Raw genomic sequence first — 11,402 nt, forward strand, 5'->3', positions numbered from 1 at the left:
CGCACCGTCAGGACTGCGTAACAAACGGAACCCGTATATGCCAAAGTCGGTCTTTGCCTATATCTGGCGATATAGCCGCCTCCAGCAGATTTTTCTGACAGCAATCACCTTGCTGTCTTTTCCGTTTTTGTATTATTCGCTGGACCTGCCGAAAATGATCGTCAACGAGGCGATTGGCGGGGCGGGCGAGCCATATCAGATTCTGGGCATCGATTTCAGCCAGATTGAATATCTGTTTGTGCTGTCGGGGATTTTCCTGGCCCTTGTGTTCGTCAATGGCGGCTTCAAATATTTCATCAATGTCTATACCGGCATCATGGCCGAACGGCTGTTGCGGCGTATTCGCTATATTCTGTTTGAACGCATGTTGCGGTTTCCGGTGCCGCATTTCCGCAAAACCAGTCAGGGCGAAATCGTTTCCATGATCACCGCCGAAGCCGAACCGCTGGGCGGTTTTTTCGGCGAGGCCTTTTCATTGCCGCTGTATCAGGGCGGGATGCTGATCACGATTTCCGCCTTTATTTTCATTCAGGACCCCTTGATGGGTCTGGCGGCTGTCGCGTTTTATCCGCTGCAAGGTTATGTGATCCCGAAATTGCAACGCCGGGTCAACAAACTGGGCAAGGACCGCGTGCAGAATGTCCGGCGTCTGTCCGAACATATTGGCGACAGTGTCACCGGGGCAACCGATATCCGCGCCCATGAAACACAGGGTTTTGAATTATCGCATTTCACCCAGCGCCTGGGCCGGATTTTTGAAATCCGCAAGGAAATCTACCTTCGCAAATTTTTTATCAAATTCCTCAATAACTTCATCTCGCAAATCACGCCGTTCTTTTTCTATTCGATTGGCGGTTATCTGGTGATCATGGGCGATCTGTCGTTTGGCGCCCTGGTCGCGGCCCTTGCCGCCTACAAGGATATGTCGGCACCGTGGAAAGAATTGCTGGCCTATTATCAACGGCTTGCCGATGCCATCATCAAATATGAACAGTTGCATGAACAGTTTGAATTGCCTGATCTGGCCCCCGAACACCAAATCATCACACCCCCGGCAGAACGTCTTGCCGGGCCACTGGATGTCAATGCCCTGTCATGGGTGGATGATGATGGCACCCGCGCGGTTGAAAATGTGTCCTTTAACATGCCGCTGCCCGGCAGTGCCTTGCTGACCGGCTCCTCAGACAGCGGCAAATCGCAACTGGCGCGGTTGCTGGTGCGTCTGCTGACCCCGACCACTGGCCGCATTCAGTTTGACAATACCAATCTTGCCGCTCTGCCCGATGCCGCCATCGGGCAACGCATGTCCTATGTCGGGCCCGATGCCTATCTGTTTCGCGGATCGATTGCCGATAATCTGTTGTATGGTTTGAAACACCGCCCCTTGCCCGAACCGGTTGCCAATGAGGGTGAAAATCCGTCTGGCGAAATCAAGTTACTGGCACCGCCCCCGAAACTGGTCGATAGCATCACCCTGGCATCGCCCACCGATTTGCCGCCGAACATGACCGCCGTGTGGCTGGATGAAATCCACGAATCGGGCAATATCCCGCATGATCCCGCCGGGCAATGGCTGGATTATATCGGGCCGGGATATGAATCGCTTGACGCCCTGCATGCCGAATTGTTGCGGCTTCTGGCGGTGGTCCATCTGGATCGCGATGTTTATCGCATCGGTCTGCAACGGCGTATCAATCCGGCGACAAGCCCCGATCTGGCCAAGGCCGTTCTGGTCGCCCGTCCGCGCCTGCGCGAGGTTCTGGCCGAACGCGGCCTGTCGGATCTGGTCGAACCCTATGACATCAACCGTTATAACGACAACGCATCGGTTGCCATCAATCTGGTGTTCGGTGTGGCCACCAATCCGGATTTTCAACGGCTTGATTTTCTGACCGATCCCTATTTCCTGAAAGTTTTGCGCGAAAACGATCTGTATGAACTCCTGATCGAAATGGGCCGCAAAACGCTGGAACTGATGATCGATTTGTTTACCGGCCTGCCACCGGGCCACGACTTTTTCGACCGTTACAGTTTCGTCTCGGCCGATGAATTGCCCGATATCAAAAATATGCTGAAACGCATCAGCGGCAAGAATGTCGATGATATCAGCGATCAGGACCGGACAAAATTGCTGGACGTCGCCATGACCCTGACCCCGGCGCGTCACCGCCTGCGGGTGATTGATGACGAATTCCGCAATCTGATCCTTAAGGCACGATCCAAATTCCATCAGGATTTACCGCCGGAACTGGCCGACAGGATCGACTTTTTTCAGGCCGACACCTATACCGCCGCCGCCCCGGTGCTCGATAACCTGCTTTATGGCCGCTTTGCCTATGGCCGCGCCCATTCCGAGGAACGGGTGGGGGATGTTCTGTTTGAAATCGCCCGCGATGGCGGCCTGTACGAAGCCCTGGTTTCGCTTGGCCTTGAATCCGATGTCGGTGTCGCCGGAAGCCGCATTCCCCAAAGCCTGCGCCAGAAAATCGCGCTGGTGCGCGCCCTGATCAAGAACCCGGATGTTCTGGTCATTGACGAGGCCCTGTCGGCACTGGACCGCGAAACCCGCAATCAGGTCATCGCGTTCCTCACCCGGCAATCCGACACGCGCAGCATCATCTGGGTCGATGGTGACGAAATTGAAAATGACGGATTTTCAACCTTCCTGCATATGTCGAACGGCAAGATCGTCCGGCGCAAACAGGCCGGGGACGATCAGGGTGAAGAAACCGTCAATGGCACGACAACGGGCAATGGCAGCGACACACCCGAAAGCCCGGTTGATGATGGTTCGATTGACGAGGAAGTCCGGCTGTTGCGGACCATCCCGCTCTTTTCCGGTCTTGATCCCAATGTCTTGAAACTTCTGGCCTTTACCAGCCCGCGCCTGACCTATAAACGCGGTGAAATCATTGTGCGGCAGGGGGAACCGGGCGATGCCGCCTTTGTCGTGATTTCGGGCAAGGGTGAAATCTGGCTGACCACCGAAGAAGCCAAAACCATCAAGCTGCGCGATGTTCTGGCCAAGGAAGTCATTGGCGAGATTGCCCTTCTGGTCGATGCACCGCGTTCCGCCACCATTCGCGCCACCGAGGATATGACCGTCCTGAAACTCGATAAAACCGAATTTCTGGGTCTGATCCGCGATGACCAGGCCGTATCCCTGCAATTGCTGCGGGTTCTGGCCGGGCGGCTGGACCAAACCACCAAACAGCTTGTCAACCGGAACCAGCCCCCCGAAAAATAGCCAGACTGCACATAAATAAACTGCACATGAACAGACTGCTCGCCTTCCTGATTGCCGGTATTTTCGCCCTGCTGATCCTTGGCGGGATCGGTCTGGCGGTGGGCGGTGGCCTTCTGGGGGCCGTAATGTTTGTCATCGGATTGCCACTGGCTTTTCCCATGACAACATCGCTGATTGCCCTGTTTTTTGCGATTATCCTGATCCGGGCCGGACGCGCAAAATATCGCAAGCGCCACCAATATCGGGCGTTTGACGATGATGATCCGGACTGATCACAGAAAAAATCATCGTTTTTCCACCCCTGTTGCCAAAAAAAACACATCAAATCGTGCTGTCTTCGGACACCTCCTCTGCCGTGCTGTTGGTACTCTGCATGCAGTTCAAAACCGATGCGGGTCTGAAACAGGTCGGCAATCACAGGAGACACGCGATGACGGCACAATTGAAAGAACAGCGTTGCATCCATCTGGGCGACCTGTCCGACCTGCGCCTGTTGCGCGAACATGCCTATATCAACGGGCGCTGGTGTTCGGCCGATAATTTGCAGGTGATCGACGTCACCAATCCGTTTGACGGCAGCTTTCTGGGCACCGTCCCCAATATGGGCGTGGCTGAAACCCGAAATGCGATTGCCGCCGCCCGTGATGCCTTCCCGGCATGGGCCGCCCTGTTGCCACAGGACCGGGCTGCCCGCCTGCGCCGCTGGCATGATCTGTTGCTGGAAAACCGCGAAGATCTGGCGCTTTTGATGACACTGGAACAGGGCAAACCGATTGCCGAATCCCGTGGTGAAATCAACTACGCCGCCAGCTTTATCGATTTTTATGCCGACGAAGCCAAACGGGTGAATGTCGAAAACATCACATCGCATCTGCCCGACCGCGCCATGACGGTGCGGCGCGAACCGATTGGGGTCACCGCCGCCGTCACCCCGTGGAATTTCCCCTGTGCCATGATCACGCGCAAGGCCGCCGCCGCCCTTGCCGCCGGATGTACCATGATTGTCCGCCCGGCCGCCGAAACACCCTTTTCGGCCACCGCCCTGGCCGAACTGGCCGAACGTGCGGGCATCCCCGCCGGGGTTTTTAACGTTGTTACCGGCGACCCGGTGCCGGTTGTCGGGGAATTGTGCGGCAATTCCGATGTTCGCGCCCTGTCCTTTACCGGCTCCACCCGTGTCGGGCGGCTGTTGCTGTCGCAAGGGGCGCAGACCATCAAAAAAATGTCGATGGAACTGGGCGGTCATGCGCCTTTCATCCTGTTTCCCGATTGTGATCTGGATCAGGTGGTCAATCACGCCATCAACGCCAAATTCGCCACCAGCGGGCAGGACTGCCTTGCGGCGAACCGCATTTTTGTTCATCGCGATATCTATGATGATTTTGTCGCGCGTTATGCCACGGCAATTGGCAAATTGCGGGTTGGCAATGGTCTGGATGACACCACCGATATCGGGCCGCTGATGCATGAACAGGCGGTTGCCAAATGCGACGAACATGTCAGTGATGCCCGCGACAAGGGCGCACGGGTGATTGTTGGCGGCAAAAAACTGGGCGGGCTGTTTTATGCCCCGACCCTTTTGGCCGATATCGACGACACCATGCAGATTTACCGCGAGGAAACCTTTGGCCCGGTTGCCGCCGTCCTGCCCTTTGACGACGAATCAGATGTGATTGCCCGCGCCAATGACAGCGAATATGGCCTGTGCGCCTATCTGTTCACCAACGATCATTCCCGTGCCAACCGGGTGGCGAATGCGCTGGAACATGGCATGGTGGCATTAAATTGCGTGAAAATCACCGGCGCGCCGATCCCGTTTGGCGGCGTCAAACAATCGGGTCTGGGCCGCGAAGGATCGCGCCACGGCCTCGAAGAATTTACCGAACTGAAATATGTCTGCGCTGCGATCTAGGCCCCGGCACATCCATTAACGGAGAAGACCAATGAACATGATCAAAAACACCACTGCCGATCTGCAAAAGATGGACCGCGCCCATTTCATGCACCCGTCCACCCATATGCGTCAGCATGCCGACGGCGAATTGCCCAACCGCATCATTTGCGGCGGCAAGGGCATTTACATTCACGATACCGAAGGCCGCGAAAGCCTGGATGCCTTTGCCGGGCTGTATTGTGTCAATATCGGCTATGGCCGCACCGAAATCGCCGAGGCGATTTATGCACAGGCCAAGGAACTGGCCTATTACCACACCTATGTCGGGCACGGGAACGAACCGGTCATCCGCCTGTCGGACCGCATCGTCAAATCCGCCCCCAAAGGCATGCAGCGCGTCTATTATGGCATGTCCGGGTCGGATGCCAACGAAACCAACATCAAACTGATCTGGTACTACAACAATATTCTGGGTCGCCCGGAAAAAAAGAAAATCATCTCGCGCTGGCGCGGTTATCACGGATCAGGCATCATGACCGGCAGCCTGACCGGCCTTGCCGCGTTCCATAATGCGTTTGATCTGCCGCGTGCGCCAATCCTGCACACCACCTGCCCGCATCATTACTGGAACGCCGAATCAGGTGAATCCGAGGCCGATTTTGCCAAACGTTGTGCCGACGATCTGGAAAAAATGATCCTGCGCGAAGGCCCGGAAACCGTTGCCGCCTTTATCGGCGAACCGGTGATGGGAACAGGCGGCATCATCACCCCGCCCGCAGGATATTGGGAGGCGATCCAGAAAATCCTGAACAAATACGATATCCTGCTGGTTGCCGATGAAGTCGTGACCGCCTTTGGCCGTACCGGCAGCTATTTCGGATCGGATCATTACGGCATGAAACCCGACCTGATCACGATTGCCAAGGGTGTGACATCGGGCTATTTGCCGCTGTCGGGTGTGATCATTGGCGAACGGGTGTGGAAGGTTCTGGAACAGGGATCGGACAAAATGGGGCCGATTGGTCATGGCTGGACCTATTCCGCCCATCCGGTCTGTGCGGCGGCGGCCAATGCCAATCTCGATATCGTCGATGGCGAGGATCTGACCGGCAATGCGCGGGATACCGGCGGCTATATGCAAAAATTGCTGCGCGAAACCTTCAATGATCACCCGCTGGTGGGCGAAGCCCGCGGGGTTGGCCTGATGGCCGCCCTTGAATTCGTCGCCGACAAGGACAAAAAGACACGCTTTGACCCCAATGCCAAAATCGGCCCGCGGGTTTCGGCGGCCTGTCTTGAACGCGGCATGATTGCCCGTGCGATGCCGCATGGCGACATTCTGGGCTTTGCCCCGCCATTGTGCATTACCAAAGCCGAAATCGACAAGGTGATCGACATCGCCAAACAGGCGGTGGATGCGGTGGCAAACGAAGTCGCCGCAGGTAAATAATTCCCGGCGACCAAATGCAAAACCCCCGCAAGGTCAACTTGCGGGGGTTTTTAATATCTGCCGACAGGCCGGATTACATGTCGGTGCCAAATTCCTTGCGCAGGGCTTCAAGCACTTCGGCGGTGTCGCCACCAACCATCTCAACCAGCTTGTCGCCAATGCCGCTGGAGGCTTCGGCAAATTTGGCACGCTGTTCTTCGTCAAGACGGATCACTTCAATGCTGGGCTTCGCAGCCTGAATGCGTTCAAGAGACGCCGCATTGGCCTCTGCCTGGGCATCAAAAATGAAATCATCCAGTTCGGATTTCACATCGGCCAGAAGCGCTTTGTGTTCGTCCGACAGGCCGTTATAGAAATCGGCGTTCGAGACCACGGTGGTGGTGTATTCCTGCTGACCGGCATAGATCAGATAATCGGTCACTTCATAAAATTTGGCACTTTCGATGAAGAAAATCGGATTTTCCTGCGCATCAATCACGCTGGTTTGCAGACCCGAATAAACTTCACCCCACGGCAGGGCCGTCGGATTGGCACCAAAGGATTTATAGCTTTCGATCAGGATCGGCGAGGTCATGACGCGGAATTTCACACCGCTGAAATCGGCGGGTTCTGTCACCGGTTTTTTGGTGGTCCAGACCATTTCACCTTCCGGATACATGGTATAGAGCTTCAGGCCCTGGCTTTCAAAATCCGGTCCGATTTTTTCGTAAATTGTCGGGCTGGAAGACAGAACCTTTTTGTTGACTTCCGGATCCTGCGACAACAGATACGGCACGCCAAACACCTGAATTTCCGGAACGAAGGTGCCCAGATGCCCCGGCGATGCATTCGAGAACTGCACCGCCCCCGATGCCGTCAGTTCGGTAATGTCGTTTTCCGTCCCCAACTGACCATAGGTGTAGATGGTCACCGTCACATCGCCGTCGGTCTTTTCTTCGACCAGACGCTTGAATTCCTGGGCATAGATATCCTGCACATCGCCCGGGCTTTCTTCATGGGCGAATTTCCATTCCTCGGCCTGGGCCGCCATGCCCGACGCGATCAGAAGGGCCGTCGCAGACAGCGATGCCGTCAAAAACTTTTTCATACTCATGATAAGAAGTCTCCCTGTTTTGCCGCTACGATCACGGTGCAACAAAGCAGGACCGGCGGCGTTTGGTGGAACGTCGTATGTATTGAACGTTCAAAGTTTTGAAATGTTCCTGCATCAGGTCAATGTCCGTTTTGTATCATGACAAAAATACAAGCCCCCTACCCAAATCCATCGGCTTTGTGTTAGGGTCAGGACAAAATTATTGGGTGGAAATAGAAATATGTGGTTGCCTACAACCAATATGAGCGGCGACAACGGCCCGAAATACAAGGCGTTGGTCGAGGCCATTATCACCGATATCGAGTCGGGGCGATTGCGCCACGATGTCCGCATGCCCACCCACCGCGATCTGGCCTTTCGGGTCGGCGTCAGTGTCCAGACAGTCAGTGCCGCCTATAAGGAAGTCGAACGACAGGGCTATTTACGGTCCGAACGACGACGCGGCACCTTTGTTCAGGCCCGCCTGACCGACCGGGCATCCTCCTTTATCCTCGATAACCGCCAACCCGACCTGATTGATCTGTCGATTGTCCGCGCCGCCTATACCGAATTTCATAATGACCTGTCCCGGCAAATCCATGCCCGTCTGGCCGAAGAACCTCATCATGGCTGGATGGAATCCTGCCGCCCGGTGGCCGGTTTTGAATATCATCGCGAAATCGGGGCCAAATGGTTGTCAGGCATGGGCATGAATGCCGATGTGCCGCAAATCCTGATCACCAATGGCGCGGCACAGGGGGTTTTCACCGCCCTTGCCTCGATCGTGCAGCCCGATGATGTCGTCCTGACCGAAAACCTGACCGATCATGGCGTGATTGGCACCGCCAGCGTCCTGCGCTTTAAACTGGGGGCCCTGCCAACCGATGACGAAGGCATTCTGCCCGAAGCATTTGAGAAAGAATGCCAGAACCGCGCCATCCGCGCCCTTGTCATCACCCCGATCTATACCAACCCGACCAATTGCCTGATGGGGCTGGAACGGCGCAAACGCATTGCCGAAATCGCCGGGCAACATGGGGTTTATGTGATCGAGGATGATGTCTACCGGCCCTTGCTGGAACAAAACCTGCCCCCGGTCACCAGTTTCCTGCCACGTCTGGGGTTTCACGTCACCAGCCTGACCAAAATCGTCATGCCCGGCCTGCGCACCGGTTTTCTGGTGGTGCCGCCGCATTTGTCGATCCGGGCCAGCAGCGTCTTGCGCGTGACCGGCTGGATGGGCACGCCGTTAATGGCGGAAATCGGGGCACGCTGGATCGCCGATGGCACCGTCGATCAGGCCGTGACCGTCCAACGCGCCCTGATGCGCGAACGCCAAAGCCTGGTTGCCGATATTCTGGGCGATGCCGTGATCCGTCATCATCCGACATCGCTTAGCGCCTGGGTGCGCATTCCACCACACTGGCAGGAAGAATGGTTTGCCTCGGAATTGCGTAAAAACGGTGTTGCCGTCACCATTTCCGACCCGTTCATGACCATCAAGATGCCGCGCCCCAATGCGATCCGCATTTGTGTCGGCGGTGCCCCCGATACGCCTTCCCTGCATCATGCCCTGCTGCAAATCCGTCAGAATATGGATCAGATGCCCGGTGTTCACGCCTTCGACGTCATGTATTGATTTTTGTCTCATGACATAAATCTGATTGAACCGTTTCAAAGCGTGTTTCTATTCTGATTTTCTGGCGCGAAGCGGGCAAGGTGCGCGGAGGGAACATTTGGTCTTCACCAGACGTTCAAACAGATAACCCGCGCGCGCATCAAGGAGGTCGTATGTCAGGAACACACGGGGAGGCCCCTGCGCCGACAGGCGGGGCACTAGCCATTCTCAAACGAATCGACGGCGGATTGTCGGTGATCGAGCGTCAGCTTCTGGGCTGGAGCATCATCATCATGGCGGTCAATACCATTGCCAATGTCATTATGCGGCTGGTGTTTGATTCAAGTCTGTTTTTTTCCGAGGAACTCAACCAGTTCCTGATCATTCTGGTGACCTTTGTCGGCATCAGCGAGGCCGCCCGCATGGGCCGCCATATTCGCATGTCGGCCTTCACCGATATGCTGGGCCCGAAATCGGGCAAGGTGATGATGATCATCATCACACTGGGCACCGCGTCCCTGATGTTTTTGCTGGCATGGTATGCGGTCGGCTATGTGTCATCGCTTGCCACATCAAACCGCGTAACGCCTGCCCTGCGGGTTCCGGTCTATATCACGCTGCTGTGGGTGCCGTTTGGTCTGACCATGACCGGTATCCAGTTTCTGTTCGCCGCTGCGACGAACATTCTCAAACCGGGGGTGCATTTATCCTACCGGGTTGAGGACAAGTTCGCCGATGTGGACGATATCGACGAAATCCATATTTAAAGGGGGCAGCGACAATGGATCTTGGAACAACCATATTAATCGTGATGCTGGTCCTGCTGGTATCGGGATTTCCGATGATGGTGCCGCTGGCCACGGCCAGCGTTGTCGCCTTTGCCTTTTTCATGCCGATCAAAACCGACATCATCATCCAGCAAATGATCAGCGGCATCAGCCCGGTCGCCCTGATCGCGGTGCCGATGTTTATCTTTGCCGCCGACATCATCACCAAGGGGCATACCGCCAACCGGCTGATTGATCTGGCGATGACCTTTGTCGGCCATATGCGCGGCGGCCTTGCTGTTACCACCGCCCTTGGCTGTACATTGTTTGGTGCGGTGTCCGGCTCCACCCAGGCGACCGTGGTGGCAATGGGCGGCCCGTTGCGACCCAAAATGTTGCAGGCCGGATACAAGGACAGCTTTACAATGGCGCTGGTGATCAATGCCAGCGACATCGCCATGCTGATCCCGCCCTCGATTGGCATGATCGTCTTTGGCGTGGTCGGCAAGGTATCGATTGGCGAACTGTTTCTGGCCGGGATCGGGCCGGGGATTTTGATCCTGATCCTGTTTTCGGCCTATTCGATGTATTACGCCACCGTCAACAACATCCCGACCATCCCGCGCATTGGCTGGAAAGACCGGATGATTGCGGTGCGCAAGGCCGGACCGGCCATCATGTTCCCGGTGCTGATTGTCGGCGGAATTTACGGTGGCTGGGTCAGCCCGACCGAAATCGCCGCTGTTTCCGTGCTCTATGCCGTCATCCTTGAAGTCTTGATTTTCCGGTCGGTCAAATGGGGTGAATTGCTCCATATCGCCCGGTCCACCGGCCTCATCACCGCTGTTGTGTTTATTCTGGTCGGGGCGGGAACGACATTTTCATTCGTGATTTCCTTTGCCCAGATTCCGCAGGCGGTGATCGGCGGTCTTGGCCTTGATGACGCCAGCCCCTATCTGGTCTTGCTGGCGATTTCGGCGGCCTTTTTTATCGGCTGCATGTTTGTCGATCCGATTGTGGTGATTTTGGTCCTGACGCCGATTTTCATGCCGCTTGTGCATATGGCGGGGCTGGACCCGGTTCTGGTCGGGACCCTGATCACCCTTCAGGTTGCCATCGGATCGGCAACGCCGCCCTTTGGCTGCGATATTTTCACGGCGATTGCGATTTTCCGACGACCTTATTTCGAGGTGATCAAGGGAACGCCGCCCTTCATCCTGATCCTGCTTCTGGTCGGGGTTTTGATGGTGCTGTTCCCCGATATTGCCCTGTTCCTGCCGACGATGGCGTTCCGCTAACGCCCCCGTCCGGCAGACACGGCGAAACCAAAATTTGTTGATGATAACCCTCTTCG

The 11,402-nt window shown here is 56.0% G+C and carries 8 protein-coding genes; 7 read left to right on the top strand and 1 reads right to left on the bottom strand.

Annotated elements, in window-relative coordinates:
- The first annotated feature begins 37 nt into the window (after positions 1–37).
- The 4 genes from Q8O73_RS00220 to Q8O73_RS00235 all read left to right on the top strand — a co-directional run bounded on the left by Q8O73_RS00220 (position 38) and on the right by Q8O73_RS00235 (position 6,591).
- On the top strand, positions 38–3,247 hold the full coding sequence (locus Q8O73_RS00220) for an ABC transporter transmembrane domain-containing protein (protein ID WP_305553101.1): 3,210 nt from the start codon (positions 38–40) through the stop codon (positions 3,245–3,247).
- A gap of 26 nt (positions 3,248–3,273) precedes the next feature.
- Entirely contained in the window at positions 3,274–3,519 is a 246-nt protein-coding gene (locus Q8O73_RS00225; RefSeq protein WP_305553103.1) for a hypothetical protein, read from the top strand.
- Positions 3,520–3,677: 158 nt separating this feature from the next.
- Positions 3,678–5,159, top strand: coding sequence for an NAD-dependent succinate-semialdehyde dehydrogenase (locus Q8O73_RS00230; protein WP_305553105.1), 1,482 nt, complete (start codon positions 3,678–3,680; stop codon positions 5,157–5,159).
- A gap of 31 nt (positions 5,160–5,190) precedes the next feature.
- Positions 5,191–6,591 (top strand): aspartate aminotransferase family protein, encoded by a 1,401-nt coding sequence (locus Q8O73_RS00235; RefSeq protein WP_305553107.1) that lies wholly within the window; start codon positions 5,191–5,193, stop codon positions 6,589–6,591.
- A 73-nt stretch (positions 6,592–6,664) separates the two neighbouring features.
- On the opposite strand, the gene dctP is transcribed toward Q8O73_RS00235, so the two are convergent.
- Positions 6,665–7,684, bottom strand: a complete 1,020-nt coding sequence (dctP, locus tag Q8O73_RS00240; protein ID WP_305553109.1) for a TRAP transporter substrate-binding protein DctP — start codon at positions 7,682–7,684, stop codon at positions 6,665–6,667.
- Between the two features lie 220 nt (positions 7,685–7,904).
- Between dctP and Q8O73_RS00245 the strand changes: the two genes are divergently transcribed.
- The 3 genes from Q8O73_RS00245 (at position 7,905) to Q8O73_RS00255 (ending at position 11,346) form a co-directional block, all read left to right on the top strand.
- The gene (locus Q8O73_RS00245; RefSeq protein ID WP_305553111.1) at positions 7,905–9,302 is read left to right on the top strand and encodes a PLP-dependent aminotransferase family protein; all 1,398 of its coding nucleotides are present in this window, start codon (positions 7,905–7,907) and stop codon (positions 9,300–9,302) included.
- 152 nt (positions 9,303–9,454) lie between these two features.
- Complete coding sequence (locus tag Q8O73_RS00250; RefSeq protein ID WP_305553113.1) at positions 9,455–10,048, top strand: TRAP transporter small permease; 594 nt, start codon at positions 9,455–9,457, stop codon at positions 10,046–10,048.
- A gap of 14 nt (positions 10,049–10,062) precedes the next feature.
- A complete protein-coding gene (locus Q8O73_RS00255) occupies positions 10,063–11,346 on the top strand; it encodes a TRAP transporter large permease (protein WP_305553115.1) in 1,284 nt (427 codons plus the stop codon).
- Positions 11,347–11,402: the final 56 nt, after the last annotated feature.

The sequence above is a fragment of the Thalassospira sp. genome (genome assembly GCF_030690045.1).
Lineage (GTDB): Bacteria > Pseudomonadota > Alphaproteobacteria > Rhodospirillales > Thalassospiraceae > Thalassospira.

What these genes read in the sequence shown, in the direction of transcription:
- Q8O73_RS00220 (WP_305553101.1), top strand. Translation starts at nt 38, where the DNA reads ATGCCAAAGTCGGTCTTTGCCTATATCTGGCGATATAGCCGCCTCCAG.
- Q8O73_RS00225 (WP_305553103.1), top strand. Translation starts at nt 3,274, where the DNA reads ATGAACAGACTGCTCGCCTTCCTGATTGCCGGTATTTTCGCCCTGCTG.
- Q8O73_RS00230 (WP_305553105.1), top strand. Translation starts at nt 3,678, where the DNA reads ATGACGGCACAATTGAAAGAACAGCGTTGCATCCATCTGGGCGACCTG.
- Q8O73_RS00235 (WP_305553107.1), top strand. Translation starts at nt 5,191, where the DNA reads ATGAACATGATCAAAAACACCACTGCCGATCTGCAAAAGATGGACCGC.
- dctP (WP_305553109.1), bottom strand. Translation starts at nt 7,684, where the DNA reads ATGAGTATGAAAAAGTTTTTGACGGCATCGCTGTCTGCGACGGCCCTT.
- Q8O73_RS00245 (WP_305553111.1), top strand. Translation starts at nt 7,905, where the DNA reads ATGTGGTTGCCTACAACCAATATGAGCGGCGACAACGGCCCGAAATAC.
- Q8O73_RS00250 (WP_305553113.1), top strand. Translation starts at nt 9,455, where the DNA reads ATGTCAGGAACACACGGGGAGGCCCCTGCGCCGACAGGCGGGGCACTA.
- Q8O73_RS00255 (WP_305553115.1), top strand. Translation starts at nt 10,063, where the DNA reads ATGGATCTTGGAACAACCATATTAATCGTGATGCTGGTCCTGCTGGTA.